The organism is Mesorhizobium sp. M1406 (genome assembly GCF_040317555.1).
GTDB lineage: Bacteria > Pseudomonadota > Alphaproteobacteria > Rhizobiales > Rhizobiaceae > Mesorhizobium.
In genome coordinates this window covers 83,613-101,099 of record NZ_JAMYKW010000016.1, presented here as the reverse complement: position 1 = coordinate 101,099, position 17,487 = coordinate 83,613, and the positions used below count along the sequence as shown (strand labels likewise).

General features: G+C 62.6%; 21 protein-coding genes. 13 read left to right on the top strand and 8 right to left on the bottom strand.

The window, feature by feature from the left end:
• Positions 1–22: 22 nt before the first annotated feature.
• The 3 genes from NKH03_RS16195 to NKH03_RS16185 form a co-directional block, all read right to left on the bottom strand.
• Positions 23–586, bottom strand: coding sequence for a TIGR02281 family clan AA aspartic protease (locus tag NKH03_RS16195; protein WP_352969202.1), 564 nt, complete (start codon positions 584–586; stop codon positions 23–25).
• 221 nt (positions 587–807) lie between these two features.
• A complete protein-coding gene (gene upp, locus NKH03_RS16190; RefSeq protein WP_352863054.1) occupies positions 808–1,437 on the bottom strand; it encodes a uracil phosphoribosyltransferase in 630 nt (209 codons plus the stop codon).
• Between the two features lie 144 nt (positions 1,438–1,581).
• Positions 1,582–2,556 carry an adenosine deaminase gene (locus tag NKH03_RS16185; protein WP_352969200.1) on the bottom strand — a complete coding sequence of 325 codons (975 nt, stop codon included), beginning with the start codon at positions 2,554–2,556 and terminating at the stop codon, positions 1,582–1,584.
• A 133-nt stretch (positions 2,557–2,689) separates the two neighbouring features.
• On the opposite strand from NKH03_RS16185, the gene ubiE reads away from it, so the two are divergent.
• The 3 genes from ubiE (at position 2,690) to coaBC (ending at position 6,675) form a co-directional block, all read left to right on the top strand.
• Complete coding sequence (ubiE, locus tag NKH03_RS16180) at positions 2,690–3,466, top strand: bifunctional demethylmenaquinone methyltransferase/2-methoxy-6-polyprenyl-1,4-benzoquinol methylase UbiE (RefSeq protein WP_352969198.1); 777 nt, start codon at positions 2,690–2,692, stop codon at positions 3,464–3,466.
• Between the two features lie 70 nt (positions 3,467–3,536).
• Positions 3,537–5,111, top strand: coding sequence for a 2-polyprenylphenol 6-hydroxylase (gene ubiB / locus NKH03_RS16175; protein WP_352969196.1), 1,575 nt, complete (start codon positions 3,537–3,539; stop codon positions 5,109–5,111).
• Positions 5,112–5,205: 94 nt separating this feature from the next.
• Positions 5,206–6,675 carry a bifunctional phosphopantothenoylcysteine decarboxylase/phosphopantothenate--cysteine ligase CoaBC gene (gene coaBC, locus NKH03_RS16170; RefSeq protein ID WP_352969194.1) on the top strand — a complete coding sequence of 490 codons (1,470 nt, stop codon included), beginning with the start codon at positions 5,206–5,208 and terminating at the stop codon, positions 6,673–6,675.
• 96 nt (positions 6,676–6,771) lie between these two features.
• Here the strand turns inward: coaBC and NKH03_RS16165 are convergent, their stop codons facing one another.
• The gene (locus tag NKH03_RS16165) at positions 6,772–7,350 is read right to left on the bottom strand and encodes an invasion associated locus B family protein (protein WP_352969192.1); all 579 of its coding nucleotides are present in this window, start codon (positions 7,348–7,350) and stop codon (positions 6,772–6,774) included.
• Between the two features lie 337 nt (positions 7,351–7,687).
• On the opposite strand from NKH03_RS16165, the gene NKH03_RS16160 reads away from it, so the two are divergent.
• Together NKH03_RS16160 and NKH03_RS16155 are read left to right on the top strand one after the other, a co-directional pair.
• Positions 7,688–7,996, top strand: coding sequence for a hypothetical protein (locus NKH03_RS16160; RefSeq protein WP_352969191.1), 309 nt, complete (start codon positions 7,688–7,690; stop codon positions 7,994–7,996).
• Positions 7,997–8,124: 128 nt separating this feature from the next.
• Complete coding sequence (locus NKH03_RS16155) at positions 8,125–8,601, top strand: NUDIX hydrolase (protein WP_352969189.1); 477 nt, start codon at positions 8,125–8,127, stop codon at positions 8,599–8,601.
• A 153-nt stretch (positions 8,602–8,754) separates the two neighbouring features.
• Here the strand turns inward: NKH03_RS16155 and NKH03_RS16150 are convergent, their stop codons facing one another.
• The gene (locus tag NKH03_RS16150) at positions 8,755–9,855 is read right to left on the bottom strand and encodes an OmpA family protein (RefSeq protein WP_352969187.1); all 1,101 of its coding nucleotides are present in this window, start codon (positions 9,853–9,855) and stop codon (positions 8,755–8,757) included.
• 189 nt (positions 9,856–10,044) lie between these two features.
• Entirely contained in the window at positions 10,045–10,578 is a 534-nt protein-coding gene (locus NKH03_RS16145) for a GNAT family N-acetyltransferase (RefSeq protein ID WP_352869877.1), read from the bottom strand.
• Between the two features lie 199 nt (positions 10,579–10,777).
• Here NKH03_RS16145 and NKH03_RS16140 point away from each other — a divergent pair, with 199 nt between their 5' ends.
• Positions 10,778–11,233, top strand: coding sequence for a DUF2214 family protein (locus tag NKH03_RS16140; protein ID WP_352969185.1), 456 nt, complete (start codon positions 10,778–10,780; stop codon positions 11,231–11,233).
• Between the two features lies 1 nt (position 11,234).
• Here NKH03_RS16140 and nth read toward each other — a convergent pair whose 3' ends face one another.
• Complete coding sequence (nth, locus tag NKH03_RS16135; protein WP_352969183.1) at positions 11,235–12,032, bottom strand: endonuclease III; 798 nt, start codon at positions 12,030–12,032, stop codon at positions 11,235–11,237.
• A gap of 22 nt (positions 12,033–12,054) precedes the next feature.
• On the opposite strand from nth, the gene NKH03_RS16130 reads away from it, so the two are divergent.
• The gene (locus NKH03_RS16130) at positions 12,055–12,549 is read left to right on the top strand and encodes a DUF2244 domain-containing protein (RefSeq protein WP_352878716.1); all 495 of its coding nucleotides are present in this window, start codon (positions 12,055–12,057) and stop codon (positions 12,547–12,549) included.
• A gap of 65 nt (positions 12,550–12,614) precedes the next feature.
• On the opposite strand, the gene NKH03_RS16125 is transcribed toward NKH03_RS16130, so the two are convergent.
• A complete protein-coding gene (locus tag NKH03_RS16125; protein ID WP_352969181.1) occupies positions 12,615–13,430 on the bottom strand; it encodes a class I SAM-dependent methyltransferase in 816 nt (271 codons plus the stop codon).
• A gap of 115 nt (positions 13,431–13,545) precedes the next feature.
• Between NKH03_RS16125 and NKH03_RS16120 the strand changes: the two genes are divergently transcribed.
• From NKH03_RS16120 to NKH03_RS16095, 6 genes are all read left to right on the top strand, one after another.
• Entirely contained in the window at positions 13,546–14,421 is an 876-nt protein-coding gene (locus tag NKH03_RS16120) for a methylated-DNA--[protein]-cysteine S-methyltransferase (RefSeq protein ID WP_352969179.1), read from the top strand.
• Positions 14,422–14,604: 183 nt separating this feature from the next.
• Positions 14,605–15,075, top strand: a complete 471-nt coding sequence (locus NKH03_RS16115; protein ID WP_352969178.1) for a hypothetical protein — start codon at positions 14,605–14,607, stop codon at positions 15,073–15,075.
• Between the two features lie 22 nt (positions 15,076–15,097).
• Positions 15,098–15,490, top strand: coding sequence for a hypothetical protein (locus NKH03_RS16110; protein WP_352969176.1), 393 nt, complete (start codon positions 15,098–15,100; stop codon positions 15,488–15,490).
• Positions 15,457–15,969: a hypothetical protein gene (locus NKH03_RS16105; protein WP_352869891.1), complete on the top strand. Its 513-nt coding sequence runs from the start codon at positions 15,457–15,459 to the stop codon at positions 15,967–15,969. The genes NKH03_RS16110 and NKH03_RS16105 overlap by 34 nt, the downstream gene beginning before the upstream one ends.
• Positions 15,944–16,426, top strand: a complete 483-nt coding sequence (locus tag NKH03_RS16100) for a hypothetical protein (RefSeq protein ID WP_352969174.1) — start codon at positions 15,944–15,946, stop codon at positions 16,424–16,426. Before NKH03_RS16105 ends, NKH03_RS16100 begins: the two co-directional genes overlap by 26 nt.
• Positions 16,427–16,580: 154 nt before the next feature.
• Positions 16,581–17,486 carry a ribokinase gene (locus NKH03_RS16095; RefSeq protein ID WP_352969172.1) on the top strand — a complete coding sequence of 302 codons (906 nt, stop codon included), beginning with the start codon at positions 16,581–16,583 and terminating at the stop codon, positions 17,484–17,486.
• Position 17,487 lies beyond the last annotated feature (1 nt).

Below are 17,487 nucleotides of genomic sequence, written 5' to 3'. Positions count from 1 at the left end.
ATTGCGGAAAACGAATAGGACTTTACTGAACGAGCAGCAGCGTGCCGTCCTCGACCTGGTATTTATCGAGCCGATTAAGGAAACTCATGCCGATCAGATTGGTGCGCAGCGCCCTATCGTCGAGCACGATGGTCTGGACGTCGTTGACCGTGATGTTGCCGATCTGCAGGCGGTCGATCATTGCCACGGCTGCCTTGATGGTGCCGTTGGCGGTGCTGACCTCGTGACTGAAGTCGGAAGGGTTCAGCGACAGGCCGATCTTGCGCGCCGTCGAAATGTTGATGGCGACCAGTGTGGCGCCGGTGTCGATCATGCCGTCGATCTGACGTCCGTTGAGTTTGAAGGCCGACGAGAAGTGTCCGCGCTCGTCTGCCGCAACGACGACCTTGCGGCCCATCGGCAGCGGCGCCACCGGCTTGTCGGGGACCGATGCCAAATTGGCGTCGGGTTGGGCTTCGACCGCTTGTTTGCTCGTCACCGTGGATTTCAGCAGGTTTTCAACGAATTGCGGATTCGACTGATACACAATCGGTATCGATGCCGACGTGCCGGCGAAAACGCCAAGGATGAGAAGTTTGCGCAGCATGGATCGGCCTCGCCGCATGACCCCGAAAATCGGGATCGATTTTCGGAAAAGCATGCGCAAAATCAAAGTGCTACAGCGTCCTTTGCGCGTCCGAATGGACGCGCGGCGCTGTAGTGAGAGCCGATCCTTAAGCCCGGATGGTGTTTGCAGCTTTAACGGGCGCCAAAACCGCGCCTTTGCGTAAATATTCGGTAAATCGTACCAGGCAACTTTGCCTGGTACTACTTGGTTCCGTACATGCGGTCGCCGGCATCGCCGAGGCCGGGCATGATGTAGCCCTTCTCGTTGAGCTGGCGGTCGATGGATGCCGTGAAGACGGGAACGTCCGGATGCGCCTTGGTGAAGCGCTCGATGCCTTCGGGCGCTGCCAGCAGGCAAAGGAAACGGATGTTGGTGGCGCCGCGCTCCTTCAGCTTGTCGATCGCCGCGATCGCCGAATTGGCGGTCGCCAGCATCGGATCGACGACGATCACCAGACGGTCGGCGAGGTCGCTCGGCGCCTTGAAGAAATATTCCACCGCTTCCAGTGTTTCGTGATCGCGGTAGAGCCCGACATGGGCGACGCGGGCCGCCGGCACCAGGTCGAGCAGGCCTTCCAGCAAGCCGTTGCCGGCGCGCAGCACCGAGGCGAAGACCAGCTTCTTGCCCTCCAGCGTCGGCGCCTCCATGGTTTCCATCGGCGTTTCGATCGTCGTCGTCGTCAGTTCGAGGTTGCGGGTGACCTCGTAGCCAAGCAGCAGCGATATTTCGCGCAACAGCCGGCGGAAGCCGGCCGTCGAGGTCTCCTTCTTGCGCATGATGGTCAGCTTGTGCTGGACAAGCGGATGGTCGATGACGGTGACGCCCTTCATGGTGTTCTCCTGATGCCTGCGACCGAAAGTGCGCATGGTCCTTTGGGACGCGCCGCGCTCCAAGCTGCTTGAGCGAACCCTAGCGACAATGCGGCGGCCAAGGAACCGCCTAGCCCGACCCGACCACAGCTTTGTCGGCAGAAATCAGCGTGCCGCGCTGTTCAACCGGGCAAGAAGTGCTGACTTGGTCTTTTTGTCGACGAAAGCGGCTTCGATGGCGGTCCGGGTCACGGCGACCAGAGCCTTTTCGTTCATCGCGAAATGCTCGGCGGCGATGTCGTATTCGCGCTTCAGCGAGGTCCAGAAATAAGGCGGATCGTCGGAATTGAGCGTCACCTTGCAGCCAGCCGTCTGCAGGGCCGGAAACGGATGGTCGGCAAAACTGTCGAACACCTTGAGCGCGATGTTGGAGCCGGGGCAACATTCCAGCACGACGCCCTCGTCGGCGATGCGCCGAACAAGGTCCGGGTTCTCGATGGCACGCACGCCATGGCCGATGCGGGACGGACGGATGTGGTCGAGCGCCGCCTGAACGGTCTCCCAGCCTGTCAGTTCGCCGGCATGGATGGTGATGCCGAGCCCGGCCTCGCGGGCGATCTCGAAAGCCCTGACATAGTCCTCCATCTCGCCGATGCGCTCATCGCCGGCGACGCCGAAACCGGTGACCAGCGGGTGCCCGCAGCGCGCCGCGAAACGCGCCGCCTGCTCGATCGACTCGACGCCGGCATGGCGCACGCCGGTAACGATCATGCGGCCCTCGATGCCGGTCTTGGCCTTGGCGCGCGCCATGCCTTCGCCAAGCGCATCGGTATAGGCCTTGGGCGAAAGCCCGGCCTTCCTGGCGTGGTCCGGCGAAGTGAATATCTCGGAATAGATAGCCCCATCGCGGGCAAGGCTGGTCAGATAATGATCGGCCAGCCGCGCATAGTCCTCCTCGGTCCGGAACAGATCGGAGGAAAAGTCGTAAGCCGCGAGGAAGGACGTGAAATCGTGCCAGACGAACGAACCGTTCTGGATATAGGGCGAGGTGTCCTTGCCGTATTTCTGCGCCTGGCGGATGACGAGTTCAGGCGCCGCTGCCCCTTCGATGTGGCAGTGCAGTTCCGCTTTCAAAGGCATTCAATCATCCCGTCGGTCAGTCCAGGTCTTGAAAACCGCCACCTGGAAGCGCGGCCGAACACCGCGCCTTAAACAATAGCGCCCGCACCATCGATCGGCTATGGTCCCGCCGGTTTTATGACGGATCAAAAAAATGTCAGTTGAGAGAACCACGGCCGCGAGCGGCATGGAAACCTCTTATGGTTTCAAGCGTGTTGGGGCAGGCGACAAGCAGTCCCTGGTCAACGATGTTTTCCACAAGGTGGCCAACCGCTACGACCTGATGAACGATCTGATGTCGGCCGGCCTGCACCGGCTGTGGAAGGATGCCATGGTGACATGGCTCAATCCTCCAAAAAGGATCGGCTGGCGCGTGCTCGACGTTGCCGGCGGCACCGGCGACATCGCCTTTCGCATCGTCGATGCCAGCCACGGCAATGCCCATGCCACGGTGCTCGACATCAATGGCTCGATGCTGGCCGTCGGCCGCGAACGCGCCGAAAAGAAAGGCCTGTCCGGCAACACCGATTTCGTCGAGGCCAATGCCGAGGAACTGCCCTTCCCTGATGCCACATTCGACGCCTACACCATCGCTTTCGGCATCCGCAACGTGCCGCGCATCGATGTCGCGCTCGGTGAAGCGTTCCGCGTGTTGAAGCCGGGAGGGCGCTTCCTGTGCCTTGAATTTTCCGAGGTCGAGATGCCGCTGCTCGATAAGGTCTACGAAGCCTGGTCGTTCAACGCCATTCCGAAGATAGGCAAGATGGTGACCGGCGACGGCGAGCCCTATTCCTATCTGGTCGAATCGATCGCCAGGTTTCCCAACCAGCAGAATTTCGCGACGATGATTTCCCGCGCCGGCTTCGATCGCGTTTCCTTCCGCAACTATTCCGGCGGTATTGCCGCGCTTCATTCGGGCTGGAAGCTTTGAGGCCGGGGGGCATTTTTCACGTTCGACATGCGCTATGCCGGTTCGAAGAGCCGGCAGAACGGGCGCGGCCATGAGCACCGCCAGCGCTGGATTTCGGCTTATGCGCGCCGGCTGGGTGCTTATGCGCGAGGGCGTCGTTGCCGCCTTGCCAGGCGAGGAACTGTCCGGCCTGCCGAAATTTGGCTGGCGGCTGGCACGGCTGTTCACCCGCCGCCGCGCGCTTGCCTATGAGCGCAGCGACCGGCTGGCCAAGGCGGTCGTCCGGCTCGGTCCCTCCTATGTCAAGCTCGGCCAGTTCCTGGCGACGCGGCCCGACGTCGTCGGCAACGACATGGCGCTCGATCTCGCCATGTTGCAGGACAAGATGCACACCTTCCCGAAGATCGAGGCGGTTGCGGCTATCGAGGCTTCGCTCGGGCGCAAGATCGGCGATCTCTATTCGCAGTTTGGCGACCCGGTCGCTGCCGCCTCCATCGCCCAGGTCCATGCCGCCGACGCGGTCCACGACGGCGTTGCCACCAAGGTGGCGGTCAAGGTGATTCGGCCGGGAGTGCGCCGCCGCTTCTTCCAGGATCTCGAAAGCTATTTCCTCGCCGCTCGCCTGCAGGAAAAATACATTCCGTCGTCTCGTCGTCTGCGGCCGGTCGAGGTCACCGAGACGCTGGCGCAGACCACCAAGATCGAGATGGATCTTCGCCTCGAGGCGGCGGCGCTTTCGGAACTCGGCGAAAGCACCAAGAACGACCCCGGTTTTCGTGTGCCATCCGTCGACTGGGAGCGCACCGGCCGTGATGTGCTGACGATGGAATGGGTCGACGGCGTCAAGATGAACGACATTGCCGGCCTCGAAGCCGCCGGCCATGATCTGAAGGCGATCGCCGCGAACCTTATTCAGTCGTTCCTGCGCCACACGCTGCGTGACGGGTTCTTCCACGCCGACATGCATCCGGGCAACCTCTTCGTCGAGGCAAACGGCACCATCGTCGCCGTCGATCTCGGCATTGCCGGACGTCTCGGCAAGAAGGAGCGCCGTTTCCTCGCCGAAATCCTCTACGGCTTCATCGTGCGCGACTATCTGCGCGTCGCCGAGGTGCATTTCGAAGCCGGCTACGTGCCGCGCCAGCACAACGTCGCGGCCTTCGCGCAAGCGATCCGGGCGATCGGTGAGCCGATCCATGGCCAGCCGGCCGAGACCATTTCGATGGCCAAGCTTTTGACGCTGCTATTCGAGGTGACCGAACTCTTCGACATGGCGACGCGGCCGGAACTGATCCTGCTGCAGAAGACCATGGTGGTGGTCGAGGGCGTCGCGCGCACGCTCGACCCGGCTTTCAACATGTGGAAGACGGCCGAACCGGTGGTAAGCGGCTGGATCGCCGGCAACCTTGGGCCGCGTGGCATGATGCTCGACGCGCGCGACGGTGCCAAGGCGCTGCTGACGCTGGCCCGCCAGGCGCCCGAGCTTGCGGCGCGCACCGATCGGCTGTCGCGCGAGATCGATCTGATGGCCGAGCACGGCCTGCGCTTCGACGAGACCACCGCACGCGCCATAGGCAAGGCCGAGGCGCATTACAGCCGCTCCGGCCGCCTGGCCCTGTGGGTGATCGCACTGACGCTGGTCTATATCGCCTGGAAGATCGTCTAGCATTCCAGTCGCCTCAGACTCCAAGTCCGCAAACTTGCGGCAGTCTGATTGCATTGCTATCATTGCACTCGGCATCCCATCCGAGTGCAATCACATGGCCAGCATCACGATCCGCAACCTTGACGATGAGGTCAAGGAGTTGCTGCGCCGATTGGCGGCGGAGAACGACCGCTCCATGGAAGAGCAGGCGCGGGTCATGATCCGGGCCGCCGTTGACGGGCAGATCGGCCCAGTGGGCCGCATCGACCAGATCGAGAAAACGCTGCGCGAGTTGACCAGCGTGCACGGCGCGGCGACCCCGGCTACCGCCCCGGCAGGCAAGAGGCTTTCGCGCGGCCTCTCCGGCAAGCGCATCCTGCTCATCATCGGTGGCGGCATTGCCGCCTACAAGGCGCTCGATCTCATCCGCCGGCTGCGCGAGCGCGGTGCTGCGGTTCGGGTGGTGATGACATCGGCCGCGCAGGAATTCGTCACCACGCTATCGGTCGGCGCGCTCTCGGCCGACCATGTCTTCACCGACCTGTTCGACCGCCAGGACGAGCACGATGTCGGTCATATCAGGTTGTCGCGCGAGGCCGACCTTCTGGTGGTGGCGCCCGCCACTGCCGACCTGATGGCCAAGCTTGCCAATGGCCACGCCAACGATCTTGCCTCCACCGTGCTCATCGCCACCGACAAGCCGGTGTTGATGGCGCCGGCCATGAACCCCAGGATGTGGGCGCATCCGGCCACCCGCCGCAACCGTGCGGCGCTACGGAAGGACGGCATTGCCTTCGTCGGCCCGGCCAAGGGCGAGATGGCCGAAAGCAATGAGGCGGGCGAAGGCCGCATGGCCGAGCCGCTGGAGATCGTCGCCGCCATCGAGGCGCTGCTCGATGTCGGGCCCAAGCCGCTGTCGGGACGCAAGATCATCGTCACCTCCGGCCCGACGCATGAGCCGATCGACCCGGTGCGCTACATCGCCAACCGTTCGTCCGGCAAGCAGGGCCATGCCATCGCCGCGGCACTGGCCAGGCTCGGCGCCGATGTGCGTCTCGTCTCCGGCCCGGTCGGCATTGCCGATCCCGCCGGGGTCAAGACCATCCATGTCGAACGAGCACAAGAGATGCGCGATGCGGTGGAACAGCTTTTGCCCGCCGACGCGGCGGTGTTCGTCGCCGCCGTTGCCGACTGGCGCAGCGAAAATTCGGCCGGTGAAAAGATCAAGAAGGTCGCGGGCGAAGGGCCGCCGGTGCTGCGCATGGTCGAGAACCCCGACATTCTCGCCGGGATCGGCCATCACAGCCAGCGACCCGGGCTTGTGATCGGCTTCGCCGCCGAGACACAGGATCTCTTGCGCAACGCCGAGGCCAAACTCCGGAAGAAGGGCGCCGATTACATCGTTGCCAACGACGTGTCGCAGGAAAGCGGCGTCGGTCCTTCGGGCGTGATGGGCGGTGACCGCAATCGGGTGCGGATCGTGTCGAAGGCCGGCGTCGAGGAATGGCCAGAGATGAGCAAGGACGAAGTGGCGGCGCGGCTCGCCGCCCTGATCGCGGAACGGTTGAAAACGATCGTCGTTTGAGCCGACGCAAAGACATCCTGCCGCCACGTTCGCTGCGGTGACGCACCGCATTCAAGCGCGCGCTTCAGGTCCTGCGGGTCCACATGAGCTTTGCGGTCAATTGGTCAAAAGCTCCGCGGTTCGGGCAAGCGCGCCGGCGAAGCCGTTGAGCGGAATGGAAAAGCTCACCGCTTGTCCGGTGTCGGCCGCGAAGGCGTCGATCTTCAGGGTGGTACCCGACTTCAGCAGCGGCGTGACAGCCGCATCGAACGCCACCGGCACCAGACAGCCGACGACCTGGCAGGTGTTGAATGCCAGGCTGCCGTCCAGTTTCTGATCGTCGATGGTCAGGCTGACCCCCTTGGCCAACGCCAGGCCGAACGGCAGCGCAAGCGTTCCCGTGGCATCCTCGCCGGTCTTGCTCGACAACTCGATCGCCAGCAGGCGCTGGTTGCTTTGCTTGTTGAATTGCTGATGCGACAGGCTGCAGGTCTTGGTCGTGCCTGATATCTGGCAATTGACCGTCCAATCGCCATGGGTTTCGGACAGTGCCGACGCGCCACCAGGTAGCTGCGGCGCATCGACGGCGGCGGGCGGCGCGGTGACCTTGTCGCCCTTGGTCTGCGCCGCCACGGCCGGCACGCCGATGGTGCAGGCAACACCCAGCATCGCCACGAGATACGCGTACTTCCTCATAAAGATCCCTCCCGCCCGGCTCTGCCTCGGGCCAGCTGGAAGCTGACCTTGAGAGACGCGCTGATCGCGTTCCGTTTAATGTTTCGCCGAAGGCGCCATTATACCTGATGGACATGCCGACGCCATTGACGCCGTTCGGCTCAAGGCCGGCGCCGACCCGATAGAGCGGCGAATCGACGGCTTCCGTCAAGTTCAATGCGAGGTTGCCAGGCAGATTCTAGGCCGCCGCCATTCGGCGGTCGACAAGCCGATTTCGTCTCGATCAACGCTTGGATATGGCACGGCCGGACCGACGCCCCTATATTGAGACCAGGATTCATTACGCGGGAATGAGCGAATGTCGGCGCTTCGACCATCAACGATTTTCACATCGGCAATGGTGGCCACGGCAATGCTGGTGGGCGTTTGCCCGCCCACTTCCGCGCAAGCCCTCAATTCCGCCACCGGTGACAACGCGCTGATCCGGCAGAACGACCTGCAAATCCTGCAAAACAGGGTACAGCGGCAGCAATACCAGCAGCAACAGCAGCAGTATCGTGCCCAGGACCGTCAGATCGTTCGGCAGCCGCCGACAGTCGTGCTGCAACTCAAGCCAGGCTGCCAGACGCAGATAATCGGCACCACCGCCGTGAGCAATTGCCGCTGACATCCAGGCGTTTTTCATTTATTTAGCCGACTTATGTATTCGGAGTGCCTTTCGGCACACGCGAAAGTTTTGGTTTTGCAACGATGCCTTGTCGCGCTATGCGGCATTGCATCGACTGGATCGACGAAATGGCAGCCACCAAAAAAAAGGCCGTGCGCAAGGCAAAGAAGGGCGAGAGGATCCGTCAGGTGGCGGCTATTCCCTTTCGGCTGAACGCGCGCGGCGATATCGAGGTGATGCTGGTGACGTCGCGAACCACCAGACGCTTCATCGTCCCCAAGGGATGGCCGATGACGGGCAAGAGCGGACGCAAGGCGGCCACCATCGAGGCGCAGGAGGAAGCCGGCGTGCTCGGCAAGACACTGAAGCAGCCGGCGGGCACTTATTCCTACTGGAAGCGGCTGGCCAACCGCTTTGTCCGCGTCGACGTCATCGTCTATCTGCTTGAGGTGACCGAGGAACTGGCCGACTGGCAGGAAGCCAAACGACGCCAACGGGCCTGGCTGGCGCCGGCCGACGCGGCCATGCTCATCGATGAGCCCGAACTTTCGACATTGGTGAAGACCTTGAATCTCCCCCAGCCTGCGCCGGTCGATCAGGTCTAGAGCAAGATCAATCAGGCCTCGGCCAAAGAGCTCCGAGCCTCACTCGTCGGCCCGCGCCACCCGCGCCTTCGGCGAGGACGCCTCCATGCTCGAGCAGGCGAGCCTCGCGGCGGACGCGCTGTCATAGAATGTGTCCTCGTTGGGAAGGCTCGCTCAGTTCAACTTGACCAGAACCACACGGCGGTTCTTGGCGCGGCCCGCGTCATCATCATTGCTGGCGACAGGCGCCATCATGCCGGCGCCGGCAGCGGTCAGCCGCCCCCCGTCGATGCCGTATTTCGACACAAGTGCCGCCTTGACCGCTTGCGCTCGTCGCGACGACAGGTCGAGATTGTAGTCGAAGGCGCCCTGATTGTCGGTGTGGCCGACGACGATCACGGCCATCTTCTGGTCGTTGGCCAGCAGCGTCGAGATTTCCTTCAGCGTTGGTTCCGACTCCGGCTTGATGTCAGCCTTGTCGGTGTCGAAGAAGATGCCGTAGAGCGAGATGCTGCCGGTAGCGGAAAGCGAATCCGCCATCTTGGCCGCCTCGACGACCACCATCTTCTTGTCGCGCGCCTTGGGTTCCAGCACCTGGACGATGGCAACGGTGCGGCCGTTGAGCTCCTTGCAGTAGAGATCGTCGGTCATCGAATAGGTCTGAACGGTCACATAGGCGTCGCCACCGTCCTGCGGCACCTTGGCCGAGAAATAGCGCTGGTCGTTGATGCCGGAGGTCAGCGCGCAGGCGCCATTGGAGAATGCCGCGTCCTTCAGATCGCTCTCATGAAAGGAATACATCGTCAGGCTCATATCGCCGCCGCCACCACTCGACGAACGGTCAGCGGCACCGCCGCATTCCTCCTTCTTGCATTCGAACAAGGTTTCGCCGCCGGCCGCCGCAATCACATCCTGATAGTTGCGCAGCACTTCGAGCGGCGAACGCTCGGCCGGCAGTACATAGGCAATGCGGGTCAGGGCGCCTTCGACCTCGGCCTTCTTGTCAGGTGCAAAAACACGATTATTCATCGCATCACGCGCGTCAGGGTCGGCGCTCGGCTTGAGGGGCGACAGCGGCACGCTGAAATCCGTGAAGGCCAGTTTCTCATAGGAGACGATGAATGAGCCTTCGTAGCGCTTGGCGAGATGGTTGTCGGCGGCGCCCTCGATATCGGCGGTCGGCACCGTCGCGTCGGCAGCGGCCAACCGCAATGTCAGCGCGAGAACAAACCCCGCCCAGAAAAACGCCATGGCTATCGTCTTGAATGCACGCATCGATCATCCCCCTTCGCACTATGATCGATGCTATCAGAGCGGGTAAGTCCAGTCGATCACGCCGCCTAGAGCATGATGCCGAAAAGTGCGAAGCGGTTTTTCGGACGACATCATGGTCTATCCCTTTGATTTAGAGGCGGATTTAGATCTCAGATCGATTCGACCGGAGATCTGGATCTGGCGCTAGGGTCACCGCGCCAGCAGGATGGTCGGGGTATCATGGTAGGTGATCTGCACCACTTCCCGGTAACCGCACTTCGCCGCGACCCTCAGCGAAGCGGCGTTTTCCGGATCAATGATGCAGACGGTCTTCGCCCGCCCGAACGCCTCGTCGCTCCATGCGAGCACGCGGCCTACCACCTCGGTGGCGAAGCCTGCTCCGTGAACAGTTGGAACCAGCGCCCAGCCGGCCTCGGGAATGCCTTCGATCGACGGCTCCATATCGCGCTTCAGATCGTGAAAGCCGGCTTCGCCGATGAAACGGCCCGTAGCCTTCTCCTCGATCGCCCAGAAACCATAGCCGAGCAGCGACCACAGGCCGGCGTGACGCAGGAAGCGCATCCAGCTCTCTTCGCGCGTGCGCGGCTTGCCGCCGATGAAACGGGTGACGACCGGATCGGTCCACATCGCGGCATAGGTGTCGAAATCGCCCAGCCGGTGTGCCCGCAGGGTGGTTCGCTTCGTCTCGATGACAGGAGCGCCGGTCGTTTGTGGATTGTTCATGAGATCTGCCTCGCACGGATCGTCAGCGCTTAGCAAATCGCCGACGCGGTGCAAGGGCCAGGGCGATAGGGCCTATCATCCAGGCGCCGCTATGGGAATTTTGCGCGACGGTGTTATTTTCACGACAGGCTGATTCAGCACCTGCAACCGCACCCCCTTTTCAGGTGCGGGCCGGACCGTCAAACCCAGGGGAACGAACATGGACACCACCGACCTTGTGCTTGCCATTGTCCATCATGTGCTGGTGTTTTCACTGGCGGGGATCATCGGCGCCGAATTCGTTCTGATCCGCGGCGATCTGGCCGCTGCCACGCTCAAGCGGCTCGCCGGCATCGACCGCCACTATGGCATCATCGCCGCGCTGATCATCATCGTTGGCATCGGCCGCGTCTTCTATGGCCTCAAGGGTTGGGAATTCTACGTCTACAACTGGGTGTTCTGGGCCAAGATGGCGGCGTTTGGCATGGTCGGGCTGCTGTCGATCATCCCGACGGTGCGCTTCATTTCCTGGAAAAGGCAGGCGAGCGCCAATCCCTCGTTCCTGGTGCCGGCGACCGAGCTTGCGTCGGTGAAGACCTACATCCGCGCCGAGGCCTTCATCTTCCTGCTGATCCCAGTCTTCGCGGCGGCGATGGCGCGCGGCTACGGCTACTGATTTAGGCGGTGGCCGCTTCAAGCGGTGCGAGCTCGACCAGTGGTGCCGGCACATCGGTCGTCTTCACCTCTGCCTTGCAGATGTCGGCGATGACGCAGGCCGAGCAATCCGGTTTGCGCGCCTTGCAGACATAGCGGCCATGCAGGATCAGCCAGTGATGCGCGTGGCGCATATATTCATCAGGGATGATCTTGAGCAGCCCCTGCTCGACCTGTTCCGGCGTCTTGCCGGGCGCCAGCCCGAGCCGGTTGCCGATGCGCAAAATATGGGTGTCGACCGCCATCGTGTGCTGGCCGAAGGCCATGTTGAGCACGACATTGGCGGTCTTGCGCCCGACGCCCGGCAGCTTGACCAATTCATCGCGGTCGTTGGGCACCTCGCCGTCATGGTCGCGGATCAGCGCTTGCGACAGCGCAATGACATTCTTGGCCTTGTTGCGCCAAAGCCCGATGGTGCGGATGTACTCGCCGACCTTGGCTTCGCCCAGCGCCAGCATCTTGCGCGGCGTATCGGCGGCCTTGAACAGCACCCGTGTCGCTTTGTTGACGCCGGCATCGGTTGCTTGCGCCGACAGCACCACCGCGACCAGCAGCGTGAAGGCGTTGACATGTTCGAGTTCACCCTTCGGTTCCGGCCTCTGGACGGAAAACCGCCGGAAGATCTCGTGCACTTCGGCCGGGCTGTAGCGCGAAGTGCGCCGCACCGGCCGCGGGCGCGGCTTGGCGTTCGATCCATCACGCCGGCCGGGCAGCAGCTCTTTTTTGGAGATGGAAGAATCTTTGGACTTGGGGCTCGTCATTTCCCTCCTATAATATCCCGCCATGAGCGACACAAACGCCTCGTTTCAGGCCGACGAACCATTCTTTCGCGCCCTGCTGACCCCGCACCGGTCGCTGGGCCGGACAGGCTTCTTCATCCTGATGAGCGCGCTGCTGTTCGGCTGGCTGGTGACAGGCGCGTTTTTCCTGTCGCGCGGTGCCTGGCCGGTGTTTGGCTTCTTCGGCCTCGACGTGGCCGCCGTCTATATCGCCTTCCGTGTCAACTATCGGGCCGCCCGTGCCCGCGAGGAAGTGTCGGTTTCGCGCACCAGCCTCGACATCCGCAAGACGGCGCCATCCGGTAAATCGGAAGCGCATCGCTTCAATCCGTTCTGGGCGCGGTTTTCGGTCGCCCGTCATGCCGAGATCGGCATCACACGGATGACGGTCGAAGGCCAGGGCCAGAACGTGCCGATCGGATCTTTCCTGGACCCAGACTCCCGAGAAAGCTTTGCCACGGCTTTTTCACGGGCGCTGGCGATCGCCAAGGCGCGCTGAAGCAATTCCAGGAAAAGTGTGAAGCGCGGTTTTCGCGGGAAAGCGCGCCGAACAGAGAGGACGCTTCAGAACCGATAGCGCAAAAGCCTGCCGACCTTACGCAATGCGGGAATGTATGTCCAAAGGCGAACGAACAGTTTCGCGGACCAGCCCATGCGGGCGGCGTGTTCGGGCTTGTAGGCCGAGATGTCCTCGACGAATCGCAGCTTCGGGACGGCTCGCTCCAGTTCGTGCGGATCGTCGATCGCCCAATGAACCTCGGCGCCTGTCGCCTTGATGGTCGGATTGAGACGAAGCAGCTTCAGGCCGAAATGGCTGTAGGCGTCGAACACCAGTTCGCCGCTGGCAAGATGCGAGACAAGCCGCGCAAACAGGCGTGGCCCTTCATCGGCAGGAAGATATGGCGTCAGCCCTTCCGCCACCACGATGGCCGGGCGATTGCGGGGCACTTCAGTTAGCCAGCCGGGTTCGGTCACCGACGAGGCGACCAGATGGTAATGCTGCCGGGAAGGGTAAAGCTTGCGCCTGAGCTCGATGACTTCGGGGTAGTCGACATCGAACCAGTCCACGCCTGGTGGCGGATCGACACGGAAGATGCGCGTATCGAGCCCGCAACCCAGGTGCAGCACGATGGCATCAGGATTTCTGGCGAGAAAGTCCTCGACGCGGACGTCCAGCGTCTTTGCCCTGATCGCCAGGCCGACACCGAGATTGCCGTCGACCTTGAGCCTGGAGAAATCATAGTCGATCCTGCGCACCGCCCCGTCGGCGAAACGGTCCCCGAGCAGCGAATCCGGCAACCGGCTCTCCAGCGCCTTGCCGTAGAGCGTCATCAGCAAGGTCTCCTTTGCCCCGGTGAGATCTGCTTTTTCGCCAGCCATGGGCGACTCCTGGGCTCGAGATCGGAGTCTATCTGGGCATGCGCGGCCAGAAGGCAAGTTTCGGGTGGCGATCGACGCCCCAAGGGGCGATATTCCGGCTCAAGGAGACAGTTCCATGAGCACACACACAGCGATCCTCGAAAAGGACATCACGCCGCAAGGCAGCGACTATGAAGTCGTGCGCCGTGCCATCGAGAAGATTAGCCTCGACTATCGCGATCAGCCTTCCCTCGAAGAACTGGCCGAGGAGGTCGGCGAGACGCCGACCGGCCTGCAAAAACTCTTCACCCGCTGGGCCGGCCTGTCGCCCAAGGCCTTCCTGCAGGCGGTAACACTGGATCATGCGCGCAGGCTGCTCGATTCGGGCATGCCGCTGCTTGAAACCTCGTTCGAACTGGGCATGTCCGGCCCCGGCCGGCTGCATGACCTTTTCGTCACCCATGAGGCAATGTCGCCGGGCGACTACAAAACACGCGGCGCCGGGCTCACCATCCGCTACGGCTATCATCCCTCGCCGTTCGGCACTGCCCTGATCATGGCCACGGACCGCGGGCTTGCCGGCCTCGCCTTCAGCGACCCCGGCGAGGAACGCGCCGCCTTCGCCGACATGTCCAGCCGCTGGCCGAACGCCATCTATGTCGAGGATATGACTGCTACAGGCCCCTATGCCGCGCGCATCTTCGACCCGACGCTGTGGCGCTCCGATCAGCCACTGCATGTCGTCATGATCGGCACCGACTTCCAGGTTCGGGTCTGGGAGGCGCTGCTCAAGATCCCGATGGGCAAGGCCCGAACCTATTCGTCGATCGCCGCCAGCATCGGCGCGCCGTCCGCCAGCCGCGCGGTCGGTGCCGCCAACGGCGCCAATCCGCTCTCTTTCGTGGTGCCCTGCCACCGCGCCATCGGCAAGTCCGGCGACCTCACCGGCTATCACTGGGGCCTGACCCGCAAGCGCGCCATTCTGGGCTGGGAAGCCGGGCAGGTATCGTGAATATCGATATTATCAAGTATAATTAGGATTTCTTGTCTAATTTTGCTTGCTTGCAACCGAATGCAACCTCCGGTTATCATGTTTATTATTTTCAGTTATTATTTTAGTTAACTCTAAATTAACCACGATAAAGTGATGATGACCCATATTAATTCGGGCGATCCGGCTTGATAGGAGGTCTCGATGACGTTGTTTCGCGCCGCCTTCGGCGCAGTTCTGCTGGTTGCCTGTTTTGACCAGACTGCATTGGCCACGCCGCAAAATGTCATTTTCAATGGCACGATCACGCCGACTTGCACGCTTGTCATTGCCACCAATGGCACGATGACGGTCAGCCCCGATCTGCAATCCCTCAGTTCCCACAACAGCGGCGGTTCTGCCGGAACCGTGACGCTGACGACAACCGGAGGTGTGTCACTCAGCGTCGATCCGGTCACCACGACGACGGTGCCTTCGGCCGACGTAACGTCGACGACCTGGACACCGACCTACTCCGCCGCGGGCACGCATTCTATCGTTGAGACTGGCGCGGTCACCAGCATCGGAACCCCCGGCGCCGACCTCGTCTCGGTCAATCTCGCTGGCACCAAGGGTGGCAGCAACCGCTTCGCCTCCGGCAACTATCAGGCAACGGTAACGCTGCGCTGCGAATGACGCCGTAGCGAAGGAGGGATCCTTGAAACATGCTCGAATCCTGGCGACGGCAGTGGCCGTCGGATTGGCACCCATTGCCGCCAAGGCGCAGTCGATGTCGCCGATGCGTGGCGAGGTCAACAGCTTCACCGACGTCTTCGCTGTCCGCGTTTTCCCCGCCAATCCCTACGACCGGAAGATCCAGGTCGAAATCCACGTCTACGATCAGGATTTTCAGCCAGTAGCCGCCAGAATCTCTCCGAGTGTCTTCCAATTGGCTTCCCAGGCTTCCCGTCCTGTCCTTGTGGTCGTGCCCTTCGACGGCGCCGCCGAGCGTAAGGTGCGTATCTGTACCGAAAGCATCCCCTTTCCCAACCAACAGACGCAGATAAGGGCACAGATATGCGGAAAGTTCTTTGGGCGCCGCAAATCCTGACATTCGCGCTCGCGGCTGCGACGGCTTGTATTTCGCCGGTTCTGGCTGAGGATGTCTATAATCTCAACCAGAACGAGAGCGGCTTCAACCTGCCCGGCGTCACCTTGCCCCAAGGCCAGGACGAGGTCCATGCCGCGGACGGCACCACTTGCCGTTCCGCGGTCTCCGGCACCGGCGCCTATGTCGATCTCGGCGTCATCAGAGGCAACAGCCAGTCGGACAACAGCGTTGCCACCTATGGCCGGGTGGTGATCCCGATCGGGCGTACGCCGAAACGCATCGACTGCAGCCGCCTCTACGAGCTTGAGGTCGACCGCCTGCAACTGGAACTGAAACTCCTCAAGATGGGCCTCGGCGCCGACGGCCAGACGGCGAGCGTGGCCGCCAGCGCTCCCGCGGCCGCATCACCCGGATGGGCCAACGAAGGCTGGAGCATCAGGACCGGAACCGGCGATGGCAAGAAAAAGAAGAAGAAATAACCGCGCGCTGCTTGCGATGGCAGCACTTGCCGGCTTCTGCTTTCCGGTGCAAGCGGCGATCATTGGCACCTGCACCATCATGGTCGGGACGTCGGGAACAATAACTGCAAATCCCACCATCGGCATACTGGGTTCCAAACAGGCAGGCGGATCGAGCGCGAGCGCCACTGTCGTGGCAAGCTCGCTGCTGTGCTCCTTGCTCAATCTGCTGGACTGCTATTCGGTTTCGGCGCCGGCGCCAGCCGCATTCTCGTCCGCGCCGAGCGGCGGCGACACCAACGTGATCTTCGCCTCGGTCTTCCGCCTCGATGGCTCGGGGGTCGACATCAACGGAAGTGTGCCGCAGCGGGTTGTCAACGGCACCCACACCGTGCAGGTCGACCTCACCGCCACCAAATCGAGCGGTATCTTTCCCGCCGGCACCTATCAGGGCACGGTCACCGTGCGCTGTGAATAAGCCACGATGCCTCAAATCGAGGCAAACCCGTCGCGCGGTCTGGCAAGCTGCCGCCGTACAGGTTAGCTTCCCGCACGACTGTAAACGACCGGCGCCCGCGCGGACCAACGAGGACGCTCCGACACTTTGAATTTGTACTGCCAGGAGGCCTTGCTTGATTATCGTCATCGGCTCGATCAACCTCGACCTTATCGCCAATGTCGACCGCCTGCCGAGCCCCGGCGAGACGGTGGCCGGCTCGGCTTTCACCACCGCGCCCGGCGGCAAGGGCGCCAACCAGGCGCTGGCCGCCGCGCGCGCCGGCGCCTCGGTGCGCATGGTGGGCGCGGTTGGCAAGGACAGCTTCGCCGCCGACGCGCTGGCGCTGCTGCGCGACGGCAAGGTCGACCTGTCCGGCGTCGCCGAGACCCACGCCTCGACTGGCACGGCGCTGATCATGGTCGGCGACGACGGCGAGAACATCATCGCCGTGATACCGGGCGCCAACGCGTCTGTGGTGCCCGGCGATCTCTCCAAGGCCTTTTTCAAACAGGGCGATGTCGTGCTGCTGCAGCATGAGATTCCGCTGGCGACCGTCGAAGCCGCCCTCGACCAGGCAAGATCGGCCGGGGCTATCACCGTGCTCAACACAGCACCCTTCCAGGGCGCAGCAGCCGGCTTTCTCGGCAAAGCGGACTATGCCGTCGCCAATGAGACTGAATTCGATCTCTATGGCGAAGCTCTGTCACTGCAAGGCCGCGATCGGGCGGCGCGCATGCGCGACTTTGCTGGGAAGACCGGCCACACCATCGTCGTCACGCTCGGCGGCGACGGCGTGATGGCGGCGACGCCCACCGATTTCCTCACCGTTCCGGCACGGAAGATCACGCCTGTCGACACGGTCGGCGCCGGCGATACGTTCTGCGGCTATTTCGCCGCCGGTCTGTCGTCCGGCCTTACGCTCGAACAGGCGCTGGCGCGCGCCGGCGCGGCTGGTTCCCTGGCTTGCCTCAAGCCAGGCGCCCAGCCGGCGATACCGCTGGCCCGGGATGTCGACCAGGCGTTGCAGGAAACCCGTTGAG

Bases quoted from the DNA above. Each gene is read 5' to 3' on its own strand.
- NKH03_RS16195 (WP_352969202.1), bottom strand. From the start codon at position 586: ATGCTGCGCAAACTTCTCATCCTTGGCGTTTTCGCCGGCACGTCGGCA.
- upp (WP_352863054.1), bottom strand. From the start codon at position 1,437: ATGAAGGGCGTCACCGTCATCGACCATCCGCTTGTCCAGCACAAGCTG.
- NKH03_RS16185 (WP_352969200.1), bottom strand. From the start codon at position 2,556: ATGCCTTTGAAAGCGGAACTGCACTGCCACATCGAAGGGGCAGCGGCG.
- ubiE (WP_352969198.1), top strand. From the start codon at position 2,690: ATGTCAGTTGAGAGAACCACGGCCGCGAGCGGCATGGAAACCTCTTAT.
- ubiB (WP_352969196.1), top strand. From the start codon at position 3,537: ATGAGCACCGCCAGCGCTGGATTTCGGCTTATGCGCGCCGGCTGGGTG.
- coaBC (WP_352969194.1), top strand. From the start codon at position 5,206: ATGGCCAGCATCACGATCCGCAACCTTGACGATGAGGTCAAGGAGTTG.
- NKH03_RS16165 (WP_352969192.1), bottom strand. From the start codon at position 7,350: ATGAGGAAGTACGCGTATCTCGTGGCGATGCTGGGTGTTGCCTGCACC.
- NKH03_RS16160 (WP_352969191.1), top strand. From the start codon at position 7,688: ATGTCGGCGCTTCGACCATCAACGATTTTCACATCGGCAATGGTGGCC.
- NKH03_RS16155 (WP_352969189.1), top strand. From the start codon at position 8,125: ATGGCAGCCACCAAAAAAAAGGCCGTGCGCAAGGCAAAGAAGGGCGAG.
- NKH03_RS16150 (WP_352969187.1), bottom strand. From the start codon at position 9,855: ATGCGTGCATTCAAGACGATAGCCATGGCGTTTTTCTGGGCGGGGTTT.
- NKH03_RS16145 (WP_352869877.1), bottom strand. From the start codon at position 10,578: ATGAACAATCCACAAACGACCGGCGCTCCTGTCATCGAGACGAAGCGA.
- NKH03_RS16140 (WP_352969185.1), top strand. From the start codon at position 10,778: ATGGACACCACCGACCTTGTGCTTGCCATTGTCCATCATGTGCTGGTG.
- nth (WP_352969183.1), bottom strand. From the start codon at position 12,032: ATGACGAGCCCCAAGTCCAAAGATTCTTCCATCTCCAAAAAAGAGCTG.
- NKH03_RS16130 (WP_352878716.1), top strand. From the start codon at position 12,055: ATGAGCGACACAAACGCCTCGTTTCAGGCCGACGAACCATTCTTTCGC.
- NKH03_RS16125 (WP_352969181.1), bottom strand. From the start codon at position 13,430: ATGGCTGGCGAAAAAGCAGATCTCACCGGGGCAAAGGAGACCTTGCTG.
- NKH03_RS16120 (WP_352969179.1), top strand. From the start codon at position 13,546: ATGAGCACACACACAGCGATCCTCGAAAAGGACATCACGCCGCAAGGC.
- NKH03_RS16115 (WP_352969178.1), top strand. From the start codon at position 14,605: ATGACGTTGTTTCGCGCCGCCTTCGGCGCAGTTCTGCTGGTTGCCTGT.
- NKH03_RS16105 (WP_352869891.1), top strand. From the start codon at position 15,457: ATGCGGAAAGTTCTTTGGGCGCCGCAAATCCTGACATTCGCGCTCGCG.
- NKH03_RS16100 (WP_352969174.1), top strand. From the start codon at position 15,944: ATGGCAAGAAAAAGAAGAAGAAATAACCGCGCGCTGCTTGCGATGGCA.